Annotated in this window: 18 protein-coding genes and 1 riboswitch; of the genes, 8 read left to right on the forward strand and 10 right to left on the reverse strand. The window is 44.2% G+C overall.

Features of this window, described 5'->3' with window-relative positions; genetic code table 11:
- Positions 1 to 1,070: 1,070 nt before the first annotated feature.
- Genes DJ568_RS16905 through DJ568_RS16915 form a run of 3 tightly spaced genes read right to left on the reverse strand, consistent with a single transcriptional unit; the run spans position 1,071 to position 3,833 of the window.
- Positions 1,071 to 2,015, reverse strand: coding sequence for an MlaD family protein (locus DJ568_RS16905; protein WP_114006488.1), 945 nt, complete (start codon positions 2,013 to 2,015; stop codon positions 1,071 to 1,073).
- A gap of 25 nt (positions 2,016 to 2,040) precedes the next feature.
- Entirely contained in the window at positions 2,041 to 2,937 is an 897-nt protein-coding gene (locus DJ568_RS16910) for an N-acetylmuramoyl-L-alanine amidase family protein (protein ID WP_114006489.1), read from the reverse strand.
- 38 nt (positions 2,938 to 2,975) lie between these two features.
- Entirely contained in the window at positions 2,976 to 3,833 is an 858-nt protein-coding gene (locus tag DJ568_RS16915; protein WP_158534966.1) for an N-acetylmuramoyl-L-alanine amidase family protein, read from the reverse strand.
- A 107-nt stretch (positions 3,834 to 3,940) separates the two neighbouring features.
- On the opposite strand from DJ568_RS16915, the gene DJ568_RS16920 reads away from it, so the two are divergent.
- Genes DJ568_RS16920 through DJ568_RS16930 form a run of 3 tightly spaced genes read left to right on the forward strand, consistent with a single transcriptional unit; the run spans position 3,941 to position 9,524 of the window.
- Positions 3,941 to 6,724: a putative LPS assembly protein LptD gene (locus tag DJ568_RS16920; RefSeq protein WP_147238785.1), complete on the forward strand. Its 2,784-nt coding sequence runs from the start codon at positions 3,941 to 3,943 to the stop codon at positions 6,722 to 6,724.
- A 2-nt stretch (positions 6,725 to 6,726) separates the two neighbouring features.
- A complete protein-coding gene (locus DJ568_RS16925) occupies positions 6,727 to 7,974 on the forward strand; it encodes a competence/damage-inducible protein A (protein ID WP_114006492.1) in 1,248 nt (415 codons plus the stop codon).
- 44 nt (positions 7,975 to 8,018) lie between these two features.
- Entirely contained in the window at positions 8,019 to 9,524 is a 1,506-nt protein-coding gene (locus tag DJ568_RS16930) for a dihydrolipoamide acetyltransferase family protein (protein ID WP_114006493.1), read from the forward strand.
- Between the two features lie 584 nt (positions 9,525 to 10,108).
- On the opposite strand, the gene DJ568_RS16935 is transcribed toward DJ568_RS16930, so the two are convergent.
- The 5 genes from DJ568_RS16935 to DJ568_RS16955 form a co-directional block, all read right to left on the reverse strand.
- Entirely contained in the window at positions 10,109 to 11,191 is a 1,083-nt protein-coding gene (locus DJ568_RS16935; RefSeq protein ID WP_114006494.1) for an NHL repeat-containing protein, read from the reverse strand.
- A gap of 92 nt (positions 11,192 to 11,283) precedes the next feature.
- Positions 11,284 to 12,519 carry a homoserine dehydrogenase gene (locus tag DJ568_RS16940; RefSeq protein WP_114006495.1) on the reverse strand — a complete coding sequence of 412 codons (1,236 nt, stop codon included), beginning with the start codon at positions 12,517 to 12,519 and terminating at the stop codon, positions 11,284 to 11,286.
- Positions 12,519 to 13,574, reverse strand: a complete 1,056-nt coding sequence (locus DJ568_RS16945) for a homoserine O-acetyltransferase family protein (protein ID WP_114006496.1) — start codon at positions 13,572 to 13,574, stop codon at positions 12,519 to 12,521. The genes DJ568_RS16940 and DJ568_RS16945 overlap by 1 nt, the downstream gene beginning before the upstream one ends.
- 113 nt (positions 13,575 to 13,687) lie before the next feature.
- On the reverse strand, positions 13,688 to 14,992 hold the full coding sequence (locus DJ568_RS16950) for an O-acetylhomoserine aminocarboxypropyltransferase/cysteine synthase family protein (protein WP_114006497.1): 1,305 nt from the start codon (positions 14,990 to 14,992) through the stop codon (positions 13,688 to 13,690).
- A 226-nt stretch (positions 14,993 to 15,218) separates the two neighbouring features.
- Positions 15,219 to 15,331, reverse strand: a riboswitch (SAM riboswitch).
- A 454-nt stretch (positions 15,332 to 15,785) separates the two neighbouring features.
- Positions 15,786 to 16,907 (reverse strand): trans-sulfuration enzyme family protein, encoded by a 1,122-nt coding sequence (locus DJ568_RS16955; protein WP_114006498.1) that lies wholly within the window; start codon positions 16,905 to 16,907, stop codon positions 15,786 to 15,788.
- Positions 16,908 to 17,004: 97 nt separating this feature from the next.
- Between DJ568_RS16955 and DJ568_RS16960 the strand changes: the two genes are divergently transcribed.
- From DJ568_RS16960 to DJ568_RS16980, 5 genes are all read left to right on the forward strand, one after another.
- Complete coding sequence (locus DJ568_RS16960) at positions 17,005 to 17,529, forward strand: hypothetical protein (RefSeq protein WP_114006499.1); 525 nt, start codon at positions 17,005 to 17,007, stop codon at positions 17,527 to 17,529.
- A gap of 139 nt (positions 17,530 to 17,668) precedes the next feature.
- Positions 17,669 to 18,862, forward strand: coding sequence for an aminofutalosine synthase MqnE (gene mqnE, locus DJ568_RS16965; protein ID WP_114006500.1), 1,194 nt, complete (start codon positions 17,669 to 17,671; stop codon positions 18,860 to 18,862).
- 98 nt (positions 18,863 to 18,960) lie between these two features.
- Positions 18,961 to 19,581, forward strand: coding sequence for a histidine phosphatase family protein (locus DJ568_RS16970; RefSeq protein WP_199561020.1), 621 nt, complete (start codon positions 18,961 to 18,963; stop codon positions 19,579 to 19,581).
- 8 nt (positions 19,582 to 19,589) lie between these two features.
- The gene (locus tag DJ568_RS16975; protein WP_114006501.1) at positions 19,590 to 20,333 is read left to right on the forward strand and encodes a menaquinone biosynthetic enzyme MqnA/MqnD family protein; all 744 of its coding nucleotides are present in this window, start codon (positions 19,590 to 19,592) and stop codon (positions 20,331 to 20,333) included.
- 258 nt (positions 20,334 to 20,591) lie between these two features.
- Positions 20,592 to 21,053: a hypothetical protein gene (locus DJ568_RS16980; RefSeq protein ID WP_114006502.1), complete on the forward strand. Its 462-nt coding sequence runs from the start codon at positions 20,592 to 20,594 to the stop codon at positions 21,051 to 21,053.
- A gap of 202 nt (positions 21,054 to 21,255) precedes the next feature.
- Here the strand turns inward: DJ568_RS16980 and DJ568_RS16985 are convergent, their stop codons facing one another.
- Together DJ568_RS16985 and DJ568_RS17315 are read right to left on the reverse strand one after the other, a co-directional pair.
- Positions 21,256 to 21,732: a hypothetical protein gene (locus DJ568_RS16985; RefSeq protein ID WP_114006503.1), complete on the reverse strand. Its 477-nt coding sequence runs from the start codon at positions 21,730 to 21,732 to the stop codon at positions 21,256 to 21,258.
- Between the two features lie 3 nt (positions 21,733 to 21,735).
- Positions 21,736 to 21,909 carry a hypothetical protein gene (locus DJ568_RS17315; RefSeq protein WP_158534967.1) on the reverse strand — a complete coding sequence of 58 codons (174 nt, stop codon included), beginning with the start codon at positions 21,907 to 21,909 and terminating at the stop codon, positions 21,736 to 21,738.
- Positions 21,910 to 22,395 lie beyond the last annotated feature (486 nt).

Genomic DNA, 22,395 nt, shown 5'->3' on the forward strand with positions numbered 1-22,395 from the left:
TTTACTATAATTGGGAAAGACCACATCAGGGCATTAATGGCAAAAAACCTATCGATATGGTCTCCCTAAACAACAAATAAAAACACCTAATTCTATTACCAAATTAATAAACCCTTACAATTGCGAGGCACGAAGCAATCTCTTTAGACAGTTCAGCCAGTGCGTCGTTAGGACCGGCTCTGTGCTATATCATCGCCAGTGGATGTACTTTCTTTTTTTCCGCTAAAAAGAAAGTACCAAAGAAAAAACTCCCGGCTGCGCCTGGCCCTGTTTAAGTTAGTGCTATGGCACTGCAAATGCTACCCGTGCCAGCCGATGCCGGTTTTTAAGGTGAACTTCTTTTCGTCAGGCTCTTTGACTTTAGACTTTTCCCTGTCTGCTGAGGAAACCCTATGGAACCGCAACTACAACCGTCATTGCGAGGAACGAAGCAATCTCTTTATACTTGTCATCCGCGCGGTGCTTCGTTAGGCTCGGTAAAGTGCTTTAGCGAAGGCAGTGGATGTACTTTCCTTTTTTTCCGCTAAAAAGAAAGTACCAAAGAAAAAACTCCCGGCTGCGCCTGACCCTGTTAAAGTCACTGCTAATGCACTGCTGGTGCTACCCGTGCCAGCCGATGCCGGATTTTAAGGTGCACTCCTGTTCGTCAGGCTCATTTTGAATTTTAACTTTTCACTTCCCATATCGCATATTGCAATAATTCCTGTAAAATCGCTTAAGAGATTGCTTCGTTCCTCGCAATGACGTCCGGGGATATTAAGAAGCTTTTCCTGCCAGATTGCTAAAAAGATTGCTCCGCTGTCGCTCGCAATGACGGGTTTTTTATAAATCAAAAACTTAACCGTTCCAAATCACTGGCGAAGTGTTAGCGAAACGCACTTATACCAAACATGCTCGCAGCACTCCGCCCGGGTATAGTACTTCGGCAATTGTATCAGGTTTTCTAAGCGTATAGTATTCCATCTTTATGGCGGATTTAACCACTTTGCCAGCTACTAAGCCATATTTGCATACCAACCTAAAAGAGATTGCTTCTTTCCTCGCTATGACGGAATACCAGAAAGAAAAGACTAATCTTTTTTACCCCCAAATATTGAGAAGCTTACATAACGCTTAGGATGCGCTTTCAGGTCAATAAACAGGTTGTTAAGATTTGCCGAGGCTTCATTAAGGTTGTTATACATGCTCGAGTCGTTAAGCAGCAAGCCCAGGGTGCCGGTTTTGCTGTTTATTCTGCTGGTGGTTGCCTGCAGGTCGGCCACCATTTTGTCAGCGTTATCAAGCGTGTTTTTAATGTTTGAGGATGCCAGGTCCGTGCTGAATTTTTCCAGATTGGTAGCTATGCCGTTAAAGTGCGAGGCGGTAGTTTTTAAGTTGCCCGATACCGTTGCCGCGTTAGTAAGTATAGTATTTATATTTTGCGATTGCACGCCCACTAGCCCGTCTATTTTTTTCGTGGTACCTTCAAGGGTTTGCAGTGAGTTAGCAATGCTGGCAAAGCTGCGGTCTACATTACGTTCAAATTCAGGATTCATTATGCGGTTTATTGATGCCAGCGACGAATCAAGTTTACTCATCAGCACCTCGGCTTTTTTCTGTATAGGCTGCAGGCTCTCGGCTAAGCTGCCTTGTATATCAGCTTTCAAAGTGTCTTTATCTTCGGCGAGCTGCGGGCTGTTACCCAGCTTAAATATAATGGCTTTGCCACCCAGCAGGTCGGTACTTTGCAGTTCGGCCAGGGTATTGGCAGGTATAGGGTATTTATCGTCAACCTTAAACTCAACTATGGTGCGTCCGTCAGGCTGTAATTCCATTTTTGATACCCTGCCAATCTGGAAACCATTTACCAGAACGGGTTTCGACACATTGAGTCCCTCTACACTTTGATATATAGAATAAAACTTGTTTGAGTGCGAAAAAACGTCGTTGCCGCTAAGGTAACTGTAGCCCACTAGCAGCAGGGTAATACCCACAGCCGTAAATGCGCCTACTTTGGTTTCGTTAGATATTTTCAAGGTATAAGTGTTTATAGGTTATCAATCAATTTTCTACTTGCTTTTTATAGTTCTTTAACGCCCTCACAATGGAATTTACCATTTCGGCCTGTCCCTCATCGCTGGTTAAATAATCTTCATCATCAGGGTTGTTAATAAACCCTGTCTCAATAAGCACAGCCGGCATAGCTGTGTGGTCAAGCACCAATACTACTTGTTCTTTAACGCCCGCGCTGCGCCTGCCGTCAGTTTCGGTAAACTCGGTATCTATAAGTGTGGCCAGGCGTATGCTTTGTTTGCGGTACTTATCCCTGAATGTATTTAATAAGATAACAGATGCGGGGTTGTTAGGGTCGTACCCTGCGTAGTTGTCTTTATAATCCTTTTCGGCATAAATTACAGCGTTTTCGCGCAATGCTTCTTCCTGGGCTCCTACACGTTTTGATCCATATACCAGTATCATGGCTCCCTTTCCTGAACGATTAGGAACAGAAACTGTTTTGTAAACAGGTACGTTTTTACCGCCTTTGCCTTTTTTATAACCCACCAACTCGGTAGAGGTGCGGTTAGCCAGCGAGTTACAATGTAACGAAATAAATAATTGTCCCTGGTTTTTATTGGCTATATCTGCACGTTTATGCAGCTCAACAAAGGTATCGGTGGTGCGTGTCATAATCACCTTTACATCGGGCAAGTCCCTCTCAATAGCTTTTTGCAACTTAAGCGCTAATGATAATGTTATGGTTTTTTCATTGCTGTTGGCGCCGTAGGCACCCGGGTCTTTACCGCCATGCCCCGCATCAACCACTACAGTATGTATCCGGAAACCATTTGTTTGCACCGAATCTGTGAGTGCTTTACCGTAGGATGCAAACGATAGAAATAAAAACAACACCGGCAGTATAAACCGGTGCGGGTAGCTTTTAAATATCCTTAATTTCATTATGTGTATGAACGCTGTGTTTTTTATGTACAAAATCTTTAACCCTCAACTTCAGCCTTAAAGGTACGAATTGCCTTAACAATAGATGTAACAATCTCATCCTGCCCTTTTTCTGAGTTCAGGTAATCCTCTTCCTCGGGGTTGTTGATGTAACCGGTTTCAACCAGTACGGCGGGCATGGCGCTATGGCACAGTACCAGTACGCCCTGTTCCCTAATACCTTCAATGCGGCGTCCGCCATCCCTGAATTCGCTTTCAAGTATGCCTGCCATCCTGATGCTTTGTTTGCGGTATTTGCGTTTGTATTCGTTTAAAAGTATCATTGATGCCGGGTCGTTGGGGTCAAGCACAGCGTTCATTTCTTCTTCATCTTCTATACGGGTTTGCTTGATGTGCTTTTCAATTTCTTTGGTACGGTGAAAACCGTAAACCAGCATCAGCACGCCCTTGCCCGACTGGTTGGGTATACGCTTTTTTTTGCCCGACGGTAGCCTTACCACCCTGTCGGCAAGTGAGTTGCAGTGGATAGAAATAAACAGGTCGCCTTTGTTTTGGTTGGCAATATCTGATCGTCTTTGCCAAAGGATATCATCATCGGTAGTGCGGGTCATTACTACCCTTACGTCATTAAGCTCATTTTCTATCGCCTTTTGTAATTTAAAGGCTATTTGTAGCGTTACATTCTTTTCAACTGAGTAAGCGCCGTAAGCACCCGATCTGACACCGCCGTGGCCGGCATCGACCACGATAGTTTTAACCTTAAATTGGTTTTGCCTAACTGTATCGGTAACTATATTATTTGCTGAAGTTGTAAAAGATCCGGAAGAAAATGAGGAAAATAAAACAAGTAGGGCCGGTAAACAATAAATCAATCTTTTCGATGTTTTATTTTTCATTATGTTTGAACGCTGTTTAACTATATCTGCAAAAATACTATTCATAATCAATTTTGAAATTCGTTAGGCTATTTTTTCTGCTTGCAACCTTTTTAACGGCGAATGCGGTGGCTGTAGCATACAAGGGCGAATTTATTGCGAAAAAATTACCCGCAAAAGATACTATCATTAAGCTTGACCCGTCAAAGCCTATTGACCGGCGGCTTATAAACGGCCCGTTACGAAAAGCTGAAAACGCAGGGGCTGCAACCCCCGCTACGTCAACTGATACGGTACCTGCCACTCCGGTAGGCAATGACACCTCAAGGCTTGATACCGGGCGCCTTGGAGGAAAGCTCCCATTAAGCCCCGACAGCGATACCACACAAAAAGACCCTAATGGTTTAGAGTCCGAAGTAAAAGCCCATGCTGAAGATACGATAATTATTGATAACGAGCGCAACATGATGCACCTGTATGGTAAGGCCAGGGTGAGCTATGAGGGCACCGAGCTCGACGCCGAATACATTCGTGTTGACCGTAATAAGCACCTGATATTTGCCAGCGGACGTATCAGCCCTAAAACCCGCCGTTATATAGGCCGCCCTATTATTAAGCAGGATAAGGATAAACCGGCCTACGCCGATTCAATTTTGTTTGATTATAAGACAAAAAAGGCCAAGGTGTTTAATCCCGCGTCTGAGCAGGATGGTAACTTTATATCGGGCGGGCAGGCCAAAAAGCTAAATGAAACCGAAGTTGCTTACCGCAATGTTATTTTTAGTACCTGCAACGAGCCTTTCCCTGATACGCACTTTGGTATAGTAATTACCAAGGGGATTGGCGAGAAGAAACGTATTATATCCGGTCCGGCGTTTTTGGAGATTGCCAACGTACCGCTGCCGCTGGCCATACCGTTTGGCTTCTTTCCTAAGCCTGATGCCCGCACCTCGGGCGTAATACTCCCTACATTTGGTGAAGACCAGCGTTTAGGGTTTTTTATCAGGAACCTGGGCTACTACATTGCCCTGAATGACCATATCGATTTCACCAATAACGCATCGCTGTACTCAAAAGGGTCATATGAGCTAAGTACAGCAGCCCGTTATCTCAAGCGGTATAAATACCAGGGTAACCTCACGCTGAGTTACAGTTCGCACAAGTACGGTTTGCCCGGTGATCCGCCTCAAAAAACATTTAATATATCCTGGACACACAGCCAGGACCCTAACGCTAACCCCGGTAATACCTTTAGCGCGTCGGTTAACGCGGGTTCTTCCAGCTTTTACCAGAATTCGCCCGCCGGGCAGGGCTACAGCTTGCAGCAATTAACGCAAAACAACATGCGTTCAAGTATCTCATACGGCAAAACCTGGGCGGGCACGCCATTTAACCTTACCGTAGGTTTGGGCCACAGCCAGGAAATAAGCGCCAAGCGGGTAACGCTCGACCTGCCTACCATAGCATTCAACATGTCAACCCTTAGCCCCTTTGATAAAAAGGACCGTGTTGGCGAGCAAAAATGGTATCAAAAAATTACTGTGGGGTACAGTATGCAGGCGCAAAACAGGCTTGATAATATACCCGAGTCGCAGTTGTTTACCAAAGAAACGCTTACCCGCCGTATGAAAAACGGTATGCAGCACCAGATACCTATTGGCTTAAGTTTAAATATTTTAAAATACTTCCAGTTTAATACATCGGCCAATTATACCGAGCGCTGGTATTTACAAACCATACGTAAAAGGTATGACCGTAATGACCCCAACGTATCGCCCGGCACCCCGGTAACCGATACCGTAACCGGCTTTTCGCGGGCAGGGGAATACAACTTGAGCGCGGGATTTTCAACCAAGGTGTACAGTATAGCTTCTTTTAAGGGTAAGCTACGGGCTATACGCCACGTAATGACGCCTTCTATCAGCTTTAACTACAAGCCGGATTTTGCTGACCCAAGCTATGGTTACTATCGCGATGTGGTAAGCGAAGCATCTATACCTTTCAATTATACTTCTCAAAGATACTCGATATATGAGCAGTCTGTTTATGGCGGTCCCTCTGCCGGCCGCTCGGCAGGTATAGGTTTTAACCTTGATAACACCATTGATGCCAAGATAAGGCCAAAGAGTACAGATACATCTAACACTGATAAAAAGATATCGATATTACAGGGCTTGTCGCTTAATACGTTTTACAACTTCGCGGCCGACTCATTGCGGTTGTCGCCATTGACATTCTCGGGCCACACAGGCTTGTTTAATCAAAAGGTGAACATCAGTTTTAACGGCTCGTTAAATCCATACACTATAGTGGGGCGCGATTCTATCTCCAACGGCGCTATAACACGTTACGCCCGCCAAACCAACAGGTTTACCTGGCAGGACGGCAGGTTCCCGCTGCTTACATCGTTTAACGTATCAATGAGCGGTAGTTTAAATTCCACATCTTTTAATCCTAAACGGCAACAGCAGCCACCGCCCAACACGTTGCAAAACATGAGTCCGCAGCAGGCGCAGCGGCTAGCCCAGATAAATAGCGACCCGGGCGCTTATATCGACTTTAATGTGCCGTGGAATATATCATTCAGTTACAATTTTACTTACAACAATCAGGTTACCAGCACCAATACCACCAATACGCTGATGATAAGCGGCGACGTTAGTATTACGCCGAAGTGGAAGATACAATATTCAACCAACTACGATTTAAAAGCCATGCAGCTAAGCAGTGCCACCTCGTTCGCCATATACCGCGACCTGCACTGCTGGGATCTTTCTATCCAGTGGCTGCCCTTTGGGTATTATAAGTCATACAACGTTACTATAAAGGTAAAATCAACCATATTGCAGGATTTGAAGCTTACCAAACGGAACGACTATAGCAGCAACCGGTACTTTGGAGGCGGTTTTTAATTATGCAGGCAGAAATTATAACCATAGGCGACGAGATACTGATAGGGCAGATTGTAGATACCAATTCGGCCTGGATAGCCAGGCACCTTAACCCGATAGGCATCCGGGTGAAGCAGATCACGTCTGTATCTGACGATAGGGATCACATCCTCAAAGCGCTTGCTGAAGCCGCAGGCAGGGCCGACATCATTATTATTACAGGGGGGCTTGGGCCTACCAAAGATGACATCACAAAGAAAACGCTTGCCGAATATTTTGGGGTAGGGTTTAAGGAGGATGAAGAGACGCTTGCGCATGTAGCCCGGATATTTGCACGAAGTAACCGGCCCTTACTGCAAAGTAATAAACTGCAGGCACTGGTACCTGACAATTGCGAGGTTATACCCAACAAAAATGGTACTGCGCCGGGTATGTGGTTTAACCATAATGGCAAAATATACATATCCATGCCAGGCGTACCGTTTGAAATGATGTACATGGTAGAAGGGGAGGTTATACCCCGGTTAAAAGCATCTTTTAAACTGCCGGTTATTATTCATAAAACATTGCTTACCGTTGGCGAGGGCGAGTCTTTTCTGGCCGAGCGTATAGCGGATATTGAAGAGGAACTGCCGCCTTACATAAAGCTGGCATACCTGCCAAAGCTTGGCCAGGTACGGCTGCGGTTAAGTGCTTATGGTGACAACGCATCTGTTTTGCAGGCGGACGTTGACCTTTTTGCTGCTAAAATTAAGCAAAGGGTAGGTGCTGCGCTTGCTGCTGATGAAGATATTCCGCTTGAGAAGGCCATACTAAATACCATGGCGGTGCGTGGCCGCACCCTGTCAACTGCCGAAAGCTGCACCGGCGGCTTTATTGCCAGCCTGATTACCCAGCATGCGGGGTCGTCAGCGGTGTTTTTAGGTGGCGCGGTATCATACTCCAACCAATTAAAGCAAAGCATTTTAGATGTAAGCGCGGAAACACTAAAGCAATATGGTGCCGTAAGCGAACAAACGGTTACCGAAATGGCGGCCGGCGCATTAAGCAAATTTAACGCTGATTATGCTATAGCGGTTACCGGTATAGCCGGCCCTGGCGGCGGCACTGCCGAAAAGCCCGTTGGTACGGTGTGGATAGCGGTTGCTTCAGCAGCTAAAACAACCATAAAGAAATTCACATTCGGTGGACAAAGAAGTCAAGTTATTGAAAGAGTGGCAATTAACTCGTTAATAATGTTGAATACTTTACTTAATGATGCCATTGATTAAGCTAGCCATTTATTAATTTTGGCTGTTTAACTTGTACTATATCTATGGCTAAATACCAATTGCTGCTGCCAAAAATGGGGGAAAGTGTTGCGGAAGCGACAATTATCAAATGGCTTAAAAATCCAGGAGACCGTATTGAAGCAGATGATGCAGTGGTGGAGATAGCTACAGATAAAGTCGACTCAGAAGTACCGTCGCCTGTATCAGGCACTTTAGTTGAGCAGCTTACCGGCGAAAATGATGTGGTGGAGATAGGCAAGGTAATTGCTGTGATTGAAACTGACGAACCTGACGGCAGCTTATCCGGCACTATTACGGCAGATGTAGTACAGTCGCAGGAAGAGCCTGCTAAAGTTACCGAAGTGCCGCCTGCCACGCAGGAGATACCCGTAGAGACACCTGAGCCGGCCGCTTTGGCACCGGAACCTACCACAGCATCCATACCCGGTGTAAACCAGCTTGAGCAAAAACCGCAGACTGTTGCTGAACCGTTTAAAGCAGCAGCATCATCCAGGTTTTACTCGCCATTAGTAAGAAGCATTGCCGCAACGGAAGGTGTGAGCAGCGATGAGTTGGACCGCATACCCGGCACCGGCGCCGAAGGACGTTTAACTAAAGACGACCTTATAGGTTACCTGCGCAGCGTACGCAGCGGCGAATCGTCGCCTTTTACGGCTACACAGCCTGTTGCCGAAAGACCTGCGCAATTTGCGTCACCGGAGCCAAAAAGTGAGGCACCGGCTGCTAAAACAGTAGAAGTTAATGCTCCGGTTACCGGGCAAGCCGCACCGCAACCCGCATTTGAGCCTTCAGTTGCGGCCAAACCGGCTTCTGTTTCAGGCGGCGACGAAATTATTGAGATGGACAGGATGCGCCGGCTGATTGCCGACCATATGGTGAGCAGCGTACAAACATCGCCGCATGTTACATCATTTGTTGAGGCCGATGTAACCAACCTGGTGCTTTGGCGCGAGAAAGTAAAAAATACATTTGAAAAACGCGAGGGCGAGAAAATAACCTTCACGCCGATATTTATTGAAGCGGTGGTGAAGGCCATCAAAGATTACCCGATGATCAATGTGTCCGTTAACGGTACGCAAATCATTAAAAAGAAAGCCATTAACATTAGTATGGCTACCGCCCTGCCCAGCGGTAACCTTATAGTACCCGTTATAAAGCAGGCTGACAATTTAAGCCTGCTGGGGATTACCAAAGCTGTTAACGATTTGGCTAACCGGGCGCGTACCAATAAACTTAACCCCGACGATGTGCAGGATGGTACGTTCACTATCACCAATGTTGGCTCATTTGGTAATATAATGGGTACACCTATTATCAACCAGCCGCAGGTAGCCATACTTGCTGTTGGCGCCATTAAAAAGAAGCCGGCTGTAATTGAAACACCGGAAGGCGACGCCATTGGCATCAGGCACATGATGTTCCTGTCCCTGTCTTATGATCACCGCGTAGTTGACGGCGCACTGGGCGGCTCGTTTGTACGCCGCGTAGCCGACTACCTTGAAAAATGGGACGTGAACCGGGCAGTGTAGTTTACAACTCCAAACATTTTATTGAGATACAAAGAACCCTTCTAACCAACAATAACCGTGTTATGAGAAAACGCCTCCGGATCCGGAGGCGTTTATTGTTTACGGTGATAACGGGATGGTTACAGGAACCAGAGAGCTTTAAGGCTATATATCGTTTAGCTGCCTAAAGAGATTGCTTCGCTGTCGCTCGCACTGACGGTGGTTGTGGATGATAGAGGGTTAACCATAAGGGTATAAAAAATAAATAAAATCGTCATTGCGAGGGACGAAGCAATCTATGGAACTATGTATTCCCGTTGGTGTATCGTTTACTGCCTAAAGAGATTGCTTCGCTGTCGCTCGCAATGACGTCGTGGGGTGGATGTTAAATTGCATTACCCGTTTAAGCCGGGCACAATGCTCCATTCTAATGGGGCGCTTCGCCAACTCTTAAAACATAAATAGTTTATTACCATTTACCTGCCTAAAGAGATTGCTTCGCTGTCGCTCGCAATGACGTGGTTAAATGAAAAATCCGTTCACTTGTTTAAGTGTTAGCGAAGCGTAATTAAATCAAACATGCTCAATGTATTCCGTATGACATGCTATAAGCACTGTTTTATTTTTACTACAAATGCGCCGAAATTTTGACCGTTTGCTTCAGCAATAGCAGATTGCTGGTTATTGAACATCATTTTACCTTCAATTCTGCCTGCTACATATATATTTTCACCAGTAGCATCTAATGCCAAATCCCGTGTCTCTATGCCGGTACGGGCAGATAAGGGAGTTGTTTGAATCGCCCAGACAAAATTACCTGAACCATTAAGCTTTGTTAATAAAGCAGATCCGTTAGCAATATACACATTGCCGTTACTGTCAACAGTTAACCTGTTCCCTCCGTACTGCGTAGTCTTCCAAAGCGGGGAACCGGATGATGATATCTTTTGTACAAATCTGTTATTACATAAATACAGGTTGTTGCTATTGTCTATATAAAGATTTACAAGCCCCTCGCCGTAAAATGATTTGCCCTGGTAAGTTCCAGACGCACTGAACTTTTTTATTTCATTATCATGCGTTGCTGCATAAACACTACCATCAGGACCGAAAGCTATGCTGGCGGCAAACTCCCCGCGCCGGCTTGACGCGCAATATGAAAGATAGCGTTTCCATATACCGTTGCCATTTTTATCATATTTTGTTATAAATGTGCGGTAACTGGTATTGGCTACCCCGCCGGGGTTACTCTCATCACCGGCGGTAATATAGTTGCCGTCAGTATCTACAGGTGCATTATACCTGAATTTAAAGGGACCAATATTTTTACCTGACTCAACCAATCCATTTGTGCCATATACAACGCGTGCAATGGCCGGAGCTGTAGTTTTGCTGGCGATATTATATGAAAGCGGCCCGGGTTGAAAGTCAACTAAATTGTAAAAGTAATAATACACGGTAATTTTACCCTCGGGGCTTACTGATAAGCGCCCGGCTATTTCCAGTTCTGGCCCTGTGGTGGTAAAAACGCCTGATACGGTTGGCGCTCCCGGACATGCCAGGTTAACTTCCTTAAAGGGTGCATTTTCAGCTGTTGTTGCGGTGGGTTTTGCAGGTACTTCTTTCTTACATGCCGGCAGGCTTATTGCCGCCGTTACAATTAGTGACAGGAGGTGTAATCTTTTCATTTCTTTGGGTTTATGTAACTAAAGTAAACATAAATTCCATAAAACAAAAAGCTCCCGAACGGAGCTTTTTGTTACAGCAGCCGGAGTAACCTCTAAGCCAGGTTAGCTGCTTGTTTAGCTGCCGAAGCTAAGCTGACCCCTGTTAGCTGATCGGCAAAGGCAACAAATGCCTTGTTAGCTGATATACGGTGTTGGTTATCAATCAGATTTTGAAGATTGATTTTCCCGATTACAAACTTATAGCTGTCTGAAATATAACGTTCGTAAATGTGCTCAAACTTAAGCGCGTCAACCAGCTCATCGTCGCTATAGCGCAGGTAAACGTTAAACTCAATATCATTAGTAAACTGCAAAGCCCCTCGTAGTTTAGCTTTTTTGTATTCGTAATGATAATCATAACGCAGGGCGGCTATGTCTGAAAAAACAGCGGCTCCGGTAGGGTGGCCGCCCGCGCCTTTACCAAAAAAGAATTGCTGATCGGCAAAAGCCGCCTGCACAATTACAGCGTTGTATTCATATTCAACATTATACAAAAACTCCTGCTCGGCTACCAGCTTAGGCATTACAAACATAGCAACATGCTTATCGTCAAGTTCCTTAGCTACGGGTACCAGTTTAATCTTTAAATTTTTCTCGCGGGTATATTTCAGGTCTTCGGCCGAAAGATTTTGTATGCCGATGTTCAATACGTCTTCCGGATCTACAATCACGCCGTAGGCATGCGCCGCTGCTATAACCAGCTTATACTTGGCATCAAACCCGCCAACATCCATCGTTGGGTCCGTTTCTGCAAAGCCAAGGTCCTGGGCCTGTTTTAGGGCGGTATCGTAATCCATATTTTCAAGGTAACCCTTTGATAATATGTAATTAGATGAGCCGTTAAATATGCCGCTTATTGAGTGCAGCAACTCGTTATCATAATATTCTTCCAGATTGCGGATGATAGGAATACTGCCGCAAACAGAACCTTCGTACAACAGCGAAGAACCTACTTCGTGCTGTATGGCTATAAGTTCATCCAAATAGGTAGCAAGCATTTTTTTGCTGGCCGATACCACATTTTTGCCCGACTTTAAAGCTGTTGAAACAATATCATAAGCCGCCTCGGTATCGTTAATCAGCTCAATAATCGTATTTATCTCGGGATTGTTCAGTAATTCGTTTTTATCGGTAGTGAACAATTCAGCCGGAAGCGTGCGCTTTTTTGCAGGATCCTTTATTGCGATCTTAACAATCTCGAGGTTTAAATTTTTCGTTTTGATGATATCATACAATCCTTGCCCAACAACACCAAATCCAAATAGTCCGATAGTAATTTTTTTGCTCATTAAGCTATTCGTTGCAGTTCAATTACCTTGCCTTTAACATCAGTGCTAAAAAACGAGGTAAATACTTTTGTTAAAGTTTCAGTTTCTATCAAAAAACCATCGTGTCCGTAGTACGACTCAATTTCGGCAAACGCCGCTTTGGGTATATGCTGAAAAAGATACTGTTGTTCCTCAACGGGGAACAATACATCTGATTTGATGCCTATTACCAAGGTTTTGGCTTTAATAAGGCTTAAAGCCTTCTCAACACTGTTACGGTTTCGGCCCACATTGTGCGAATCCATAACCTTGCTCAGGTACCAGTAGCTATACGCATTAAAGCGTTTTACCAGCTTTTCGCCCTGGTAGTTTTGATAGCTTGATGATTTGTAATCATCGGTTTTGTTGTCTGTATCTTCCTGCTGGGTTACATTATAGGTTTTGTAGCTGCGGTACGATAGCAGGGCTATACTGCGGGCGGCTTTTAAACCTTTGCTGCCGCCATCGGGCGTGTTGCTGTAAAAGGTTCGGTCGCTTGTAAGTGCCAGGCGCTGCGATTCGTTAAAAGCAATGCCCCATGATGAATGGCGCGCGTTGGTAGCTATTAATATCAGGTTCTTTATTCTTTCGGGTTCTGCAATGGCCCATTCCATAGCTTGCTGGCCGCCTAATGAGCCTCCTATAACGATGTGGATGTCCTGGATGTTAAGGTAATCGGCCAGTAAGCGGTGCGCGGCCACAATGTCTCTTACCGTAATTTTAGGGAATGACAGGTAATAAGGGTGCCCGGTAACAGGGTTAATACTTAATGGATTGGTGGTGCCATAAGGTGAGCTCAGCACATTTGCGCACACTATAAAATGTTCGTCCGGGTTAAAAAAATCATTTTGTCCTACCAAACCTTTCCACCAGTCAAATACATCAGAGTTGGCGGTAAGTGCATGGCATACCCAAACCACGTTGTCACGGTTTTTATTAAGCCTGCCATAGGTATGAAAACCTATCTGCAATTCGTGCAATTGCTCGCCCGACTCGAGCTTAAATGGTTTGGTATACTTAAATATTTCTGGCTCCATTGTTCTTAACTAACCCTCTCCCTTAGGAGAGGGCCTTTATAAAAAAAACTATAATCAAACTCTTTTAACCATCCTGCATACTCCACTTAGGAAGCACACAAGAGTTTTTAAGATCATCCTATTTTACTGAAGGCTTGTGCAAAGTCAGCCTTTATGTCATCAATATGCTCAATTCCTACAGCTACGCGTACAAGGGTAGGCGTAACACCCGCCGCTAACTGCTCATCAGCAGATAACTGCTGGTGTGTGGTTACTGATGGTTGTATGATAAGCGTTTTGGCATCGCCTACGTTTGCAAGGTGGCTAACCAATTGCAGCCCGTCTATCAGTTTGCTGGCGTTTGCTGCATCTCCTTTAATTTCAAATGAAAGTACCGCGCCAAAACCATTTTTAAGGTATTTTTTAGCCAGGTTGTGGTACGGAGACGATTCAAGCCCGGGGTAGTTCACTTTAGTAACCTGGGGCTGTTGCTCAAGCCATTTAGCCAGTTCAAGCGTGTTGTCAACATGGCGCTGTACACGCAGCGATAAAGTTTCAAGCCCCTGTATCAACAGCCATGAGTTAAACGGCGACTGCGACGGGCCAAAATCACGTAAACCCTCTACACGCGCACGGATAATGAACTGGATATTGCCAAACGGTCCGCCAATGCCAAATACGTCATTAAATACCAGGCCATGATAACCTTCGGAAGGCTCGGTAAATTGCCTGAACTTGCCGTTGCCCCAATTGTAGTTGCCGCCATCAATAATAACACCGCCAATGCTGGTGCCGTGGCCGCCAATCCATTTGGTGGCCGATTCAACCACTACATTTGCGCCATGCTCCAACGGGCGGAACAGGTATCCTCCGGCACCAAACGTATTATCAACTATTAAAGGCAGGTCGTGCTTTTTAGCCACTGCTGCTATTTTTTCAAAGTCAGGAATATTGAAACCGGGGTTGCCAATTGTTTCAAGGTAGATGGCTTTGGTGTTATTATCTATAAGCGCTTCAATATTTTCGGCAGAGTCGTCTTTAGCAAAACGTGCTTCGATGCCTAAACGTTTAAACGATACCTTAAACTGGTTATAAGTACCGCCATATAAAAACGGCGAGGTAACAAAGTTATCGCCTGCCTGTAAAATATTGGTGATAGCTAAAAACTGCGCCGACTGGCCCGATGATGTAGCCAATGCCGCTACGCCGCCCTCTAATGCCGCTATTCTTTTTTCAAAAACGTCGGTAGTGGGGTTCATTATACGGGTATAAATGTTGCCAAACTCTTTTAAGGCAAACAGGTTAGCGCCATGCTCGGCGCTGTTAAATACGTATGAGGTAGTTTGGTACAACGGTACCGCGCGCGAACCTGTAGCAGCATCAACTTCCTGGCCGGCGTGTAATTGTAATGTTTCGAATTTTAAGTTAGGCGTAGACATAATTTTTTTGAGATTTTTTGATGTAATTGTTAAGTTAAAATTTCAGCATGGGCAGAATGTATTCATCTGCAACATGCCCACGTGCTTTCCAGGAAATTGAAAAAGGGACGTGGCGCTGTATCAACAACAGCAGCAACACATACAAATACCGCAAACAGCATAATTGCCTTTGGAAATTGCCTGTAATTTGTCTTTGTGAATGTTAACTAAAATTTCCATGGTTGTTAATTTATATTCCCCGGTATCCATTCTCCGGGCCAGGAATTGGCACCTTCTTCAACTACTGAAGGGTTGCCAGCGGGTTGCAGAGCCTGATCTCTCGCCGCTTCTTTATAAATCAAAACCTGTTTGAGAGGTAATGATCTTAAATACTTGTTGCCAAATATTGTTTCAAATATAGGCGAATAAGCTATATCACTCCAAATTTAATTTTTATTTGCTACTAAATAATGACAATGGGTGTGACATTCTGGAATCAGAATTACAGAATTTATGAATTACCAGAATGATTGTCTGGAATCAGAATTATAGAATTAACAGAATGATTAGAATTTTGTCTGAACCGGAATTTTAAGAATTATAGAATTGCCGGGATTTGTCTTTTCTGGTCATATCGGCGTGGGTTGCCAGCTACACTAAATAGTACTCACTCGACCCGCTACACGGTCGATCCTCTTTGCGCAGCAGAGCGGGTGGGAAATATACTAAGTATTATCCCGGTAAGATATTAGCATTCTGTTAATTCTTAAATTCTACAAATTCTGGTTCAGACAATCATCCTGTAAATTCTGATTCAGATAATATTCAACGCCTGCTCCATATCGGCAACTAAATCATCAATATGTTCCAAACCTACAGATACCCGAAGCAGGTTAAAAGGCGTGCTGGTATCAGGGCCTTCAATAGAAGCACGGTGTTCTATCAAACTTTCTACACCCCCAAGGCTGGTTGCCTGTGTGAATAGCTGTACCGAATTAGCTACTTTTCGTGCTTGTGCTTCATTGCCCTTTACAATAAAAGACAGCATTGCACCAAAAGCCGACATCTGGTTTTTTGCTATCTCGTGCTGTGGATGTGTGGATAGGCCCGGGTAAAGCACCTGCTCCACCTTAGGGTGTTGTTGCAGATACTCTGCCAGTTTTTGGGCATTGCTTACATGCCCGCGTACGCGGTACGGCAGGGTTTTAATACTGCGCGTCATATAATAACAGTCGGCCGGGGAGGGGATTGCGCCGCCCATTTCCTGTACCTGGCGTACTCTTTGCCAAAGTTCATCTTGTTGTGCGGTTATAAGGGCGCCACCCATCAGGTCGCTGTGTCCGCCAAAGTATTTGGTGGTTGAGTGCATTACCATATCCGCGCCAAGCGCCAGCGGCTGCTGGCATATCGGGGTAGCAAAAGTATTATCGCAAACTACCTTAATATTATGCTTGTTTGCAATACTGGCCGCTTGCCTTATATCTGTTATTTTAAGCAGCGGGTTTGAGGGCGTTTCAATCCATAGCAAACCAGTGTTGCTTTTTATGTGCTGCTGCAAAATTCCGGCATCGTTAACATCAATAAAGTCAAACTCCAGTATGCCGGCAAACAGGTTTTTTACCTGGTGGCGCAAGCCGTGGTACATATCATCAGGCAAAATAATATGTGTACCCGGTTTTAATGCCTGGAACACTGCCATGCCCGCAGCGTTGCCCGAGGCGAAGGCTGCCGCATCGGTGCCGCCTTCCAGTTGCGCCAGTACGTTTTCTAACTGTTTACGGTTAGGGTTATTGGCGCGGCTATACATATACCCGGAAGGGTAACCGCCATCGCTGCCGCGCTCAAACGTGGTTGACAGCGTGATGGGTTGTATAACGGCACCGCTGGTTTTATCTGTTTGGTTGCCGGCATGTACGGCAATGGTTTCTATTTTCATTAGCGCGACTAATTATTATTCAAAACTAAGTAACAATTATTATTATTGTTGTAGCGTTTTGCTTATTCGGTCCGTATATTTACTTAAACCACACATTATGAGAATCTTTACTGTCATCATACTTTTCCTGTGCATATGCTTAACTGCATGCAAAAAGGACGCTGTAAACACCGAATATGATAATAGCTTCAAAGCCTGGCAATCGTTCAAAAAATCCAGCAACAACAGTTATTATTATGTAACCGAATTTGTTTCTTGGACTGGTTTCAGGAGTGAAACGAAGATAACGGTAATGAACGGCACTGTTGTTTCGCGCGAGTACGAGAGCCGCATTGTAGAAGCCAGGGAGGATACAGTGATTGTGCAGCCGATAGAAAAATGGCGTGAAGCAGCCGACAGCATCGGGAAGCACGACACAGGCTTTGAGCCGGTTACGCTGGATGTGGTTTATTATAAAGCGAAAAACGAATGGCTAAAGGTTGACAAAAATAAAAACCGGATCCACTTTGAAAATAAAAATAACGGCATGATATCCGTTTGCGGCTACTCGCCAAAAAATTGCGCGGACGACTGTGTGCGTGGTGTCTATATAACTGAGATAGCCGCCTCTACGGCCCCGTAACTTAACAACTATGCAGGGCCATTTTGGTAGTGCACGTATATCTGGCATTACGCCTTATGCCCGCGTGGTGGTTCAAATTGTTACACCTGCGTGATATTATGATGCTGCAATTGCGTATTTTTGCAGTAAAGTATTATTAATGCCGGCTGAAGATAATTTACAGATATTATTAAACGATACCCGCTTACCTGCCGACCTTAAACAGGTAGCTCAAAAAGTTCTGGACGGTGAACGCATTACTTTTGATGAGGGTGTGTTACTGTATGAGAAAGGGGAACTGGCCTACCTGGGCGTATTAGCCAACTACATTCGCGAAAAAAAGCACGGCGATGTTACTTATTTTAACCGCAACTTCCATATTGAGCCTACTAACCTTTGCGTTTACGACTGTAAATTCTGTTCGTACTCAAGGCTGATAAAACAGCGCGGCGAAGGCTGGGAGTACACCATGGACGAGATGCTTGACATGGTAAAAAAATACGATAATGAGCCGGTTACCGAGGTGCACATTGTGGGCGGCGTTTTACCGCAGTATGATGTTCCTTTTTATGCCGAATTATTCAGGCGGATAAAAGCTCACCGGCCCAATCTGCATGTTAAAGCATTAACACCGGTAGAATACCACTACATATTTAAAAAAGCGAAGATAGATTATGCCAGCGGCATGAAGCTGATGGCAGATGCCGGGCTTGAATCAATGCCCGGCGGCGGGGCCGAGATATTTCATCCGGAAATACGCGACCAGATAGCAAAAGACAAATGTACCGGTGAGCAGTGGCTGCAAATACATGAGGAATGGCATAAGCTGGGCAAGCGCTCAAACGCTACCATGTTGTACGGCCATATCGAAAAATACTGGCACCGGGTTGATCATATGGAGCAGTTAAGGCAGCTACAGGATAAAACAGGCGGTTTTCAAACATTCATCCCGTTAAAGTTCCGCAACGGCGATAACCAGATGAGTAACGTGCCCGAATCAACCGTGATAGAAGACCTGCGCAATTATGCCATAGCGCGTATTTACCTGGATAATTTTGATCATATAAAAGCATACTGGGCTATGATAAGCCGCAATACGGCGCAGCTGTCTTTAAATTTTGGTGTAGATGACATTGATGGTACGCTGGATGATACTACCAAAATATACTCAATGGCAGGCGCAGAAGAACAGCACCCCGCCATGAGCACCAAAGAACTGGTGGAACTGATAAAACAGGTTGGCCGCCACCCGATAGAGCGCGACACCTTATATAATGTAATTACCGATTATAAGGACTTTGAGTTTGCGGAAGAGAGCAAGCCACGCTTCTATAAGCTGCCGGTGGTTAATTAGTAGCCAAAAAGCTTAGGGGTAAGACTTAAAGCGAAAAGTTTAAAGCTTGATGCTTTCAGCCTTGAGCGTTTTGCTTCCAGCTTTAATCCAATTAAAGAATGATAAAAAAGACACTATACATCGTCCGCCATGGACAAACAGATTTAAATAAACAAGGGATTGTGCAGGGGAGGGGGATGGATACCGACCTTAACGATGAAGGCCGCAGGCAAGCCGCACAATTTTTTGAAGCTTACAAAACCATTCCTTTTGATAAAATATACGTATCAGCCTTAAAACGTACCCAGCAGAGCATACAGCAATTTATAGACCTGGGGATACCCTTTGAAAAACTTTCGGGCCTTGACGAACTGGCCTGGGGCATTTACGAAGGCCAGGCAAGCACGCCGGAAAGTAAAGCCGCGTTTATGGACCTGATGCGCAACTGGTTGCACGGCAACCTTGATGTGAAATTTGAGGGCGGCGAAAGCCCAAATGACGTGAAGATCCGGCAGGAAGAAGCTATTAAAGTTATCATGTCCCGCCCGGAGGAAAAAAATGTGCTGATATGTATGCACGGCCGTGCCATGCGCCTCATCCTGTGCTTGCTTACCAATAGGTCGCTTATTGAAATGGAGCAGTTCCCGCACCAAAACCTCGTACTGTATAAAGTTACTTTTGACGGCGAAAAGTTTGATATTGTTGATTTCAATAACGCCCTACACCTGAAAACATCCTGATAAGTATTTTGAAAAAGATCAGAATATCCGCCGTTAGCTATACCAATACCAAGCCCTTTATATATGGCATTGATCATCTTGCCGTGCATGATAAGATACATTTGAGCCTGGATGTACCTGCGGACTGTGCCCAGAAGCTTATTGACGACCGCGCCGACATAGGTTTGATACCCGTGGCAGCTATATTAAATTTGCCGCAATGGGAAATAGTATCTGACTATTGTATAGGTGCCAACGGCGCGGTTAACTCGGTATTTATTTTTAGCGATGTGCCGGTGCAGCATATAAAACGTTTGCAGTTGGATCCACAGTCGCGAACGTCAAACAACCTGGCGAAGGTATTGCTTAAAAGCTATTGGAAGTTAAACCCTCAACTGATTGTTAATGCTGACGATTATTCGGCCAGCGCAGACAGCGACACAGCATTTGTGCAAATAGGCGACCGTACTTTTGGCAAAAAGAATAAATACCGGTTTGCTTATGACCTGGCTGAAGAATGGCAGCGGTTCACTTCTCTTCCGTTTGTATTTGCGGCCTGGGTGGCTAATAAGCCCATTTCTACAGAATTTATGGCTGAGTTTAACAATGCGTTAAAATACGGGCTTGATAGCCGCAAGGCGTTATTTGTCGAATTACCGCACCGTGAAGATTTTGACATTGAAGATTACCTGATGAACCGGGTTGACTTTAATTTAACGGCTAACAAGAAACAGGCGCTCCATTTGTTTCTCGATTACGTAAAAGCATTGTAGTTGTATTTTTATAAATCCTTGCTAAAACAGTTAAGCAAGGTTAAATTAAGCATTTATATACATTAAATGTGTATTAGGTACACTAAGTTAATCCCTTTCTTTTTACGAAAATGTAAAAAAACCACTGATGGCGACTGTGTTTTTTAATATTCTTAAATTTAATTCCCGTGTATTATTAAATTTTCATAAAAGTTCAATTTTATTTACGTAATTCATATATAGTGCCGATATTTGTTATGTAATTTAAAATTTAAGACAATGAAAAAATTATTCATACTCCCAGTAATCATCGGTTTATTGATAAGCACAGCTTTCGCGGCCGGTACTACAAAAAACGACGATGACAAAAGCGCAAACGTATCTTACGCGGCGGTTAATCAGTTTAACAGCGATTTCAGAAACGCTTCGAATGTTAGGTGGACAGTGACCGCTAACAGCCAAAAAGTTGATTTTGTAATTGATAACGTTAAAAAAACTGCTTTTTACAGCTTCGACGGAACTTACCTGGGTACAACTCAGAAAGTTAATTACGATGTGATCCCATCGAAAGCAAAAAAAGAGATTGCTGAAAAATACAAAGGTTATAACGTAGGTGATGTTATCGAACTGCAAACCAGCGACAACATCCAGCACTTTGTTGATTTGAAGAGCGAAAAAGCTGAAATTTTAGTAAGGGTTGCACCAACTTCAGTGGTGTATTTCTTTCAGCAAGTAAAGTAAAAACAACCCTCACAATATATTAACAATTGTAAAAGCTGCTTCCTTTTTGGGAGCGGCTTTTTTTTGTATCTCCCCAATCCGTCACTGGGGGCGCGGCGCGGCAATCTTTAAACGATAATCCACGAAGGTTGATTGATAGAGAGATTAATCCTTATAGCTACTTGCATAAACGCATGTAGGCGGTAAAGGATAATATTGCTGATTATTCCTCTTCCCGTATCTTTTTGATATTCTCTAAAGCAATAACGTCTATTTGATCTTTAGGGCGATTAACGGCTTTTTTATTGGCTATGAGCTGGTTGATATGGAGAAAGGGGACTACAATGCCTTCCAGGTTTGCCACTGCTGCAATTTCATAACACTCATTAAACGATTCTTCAATCCCTTTCATACTAGTCATGATATCAAGCTCTATGGCATGTCCGATAAAAAAGCTGGTCCACCCGGGTACAAATTCCATAGTTTCTAGAGAGGCAAAATCCCCGTATTTTAATTCAGAAAAGGCCCTTCTTAAATTTTGACGATTTGGCACTGTGTTTTCCAACCAGATGTCTATATCATCAGTGTTACGGTTGTAACCATGAAAACGAGTGGCGAAGCCACCTACCATTATATACCGCACATCATTGCTATTTAAAGCGCTCCAAAACTTTAACAACTCATCATCCAGGATATCCATGTCTTACTTATAGGTAATAATAACTTTTTTCAGCAAAACATTGGTGCGTAGCATTTTGGTGAAGAGCCGGAATTTTTCCATATCCGGACGATACATATCGCGACGCAGACGATCTTCTTCACTCATATTTACGATAATTGTTGCGGGTTTTAATATCTCTTTTTCTGCTTTCGACATGATATACTAAATTACTAAAAGTAACATTAATAGGCAATTGTTTTTATAATCACAATAGAAAAAGCTCCGCCGTCATTGCAGGGAGGTGCGGCGAATCAATCTCAGTAGGCGGGCTTAGTAAGACGAGGATTTCGTTATATAAAAATATGTCGCGCCTTACCCAGTCGAAATCCTTCGTTGTATTGTGATTTAAGTGACGCTTCACCTAATGCTTAAACTTTTAGTCAGGTATCAGGAAACAACGTCATTGCGAGCGGCAGCGAAGCAATCTCTCTAAGTATTTAAGGAATGCATAGTTTTGAGATTGCTTCGTACCTCGCAATTGTAAGGGTTTATTAATTTGGTAATGGAATTAGGTATTTTTATTTGTTGTTTATGGAGACCATATCGATAGGTTTTTTGCCATTAATGCCCTGATGTGGTCTTTCCCAATTATAGTAAACAAGATATTTGAGCAGTTCATCTTCGAGTTCCTGTAAAGTATCG

Origin of the sequence: Mucilaginibacter hurinus, from assembly GCF_003324525.1 — a bacterium.
Classification (GTDB): Bacteria; Bacteroidota; Bacteroidia; order Sphingobacteriales; family Sphingobacteriaceae; genus Mucilaginibacter; species Mucilaginibacter hurinus.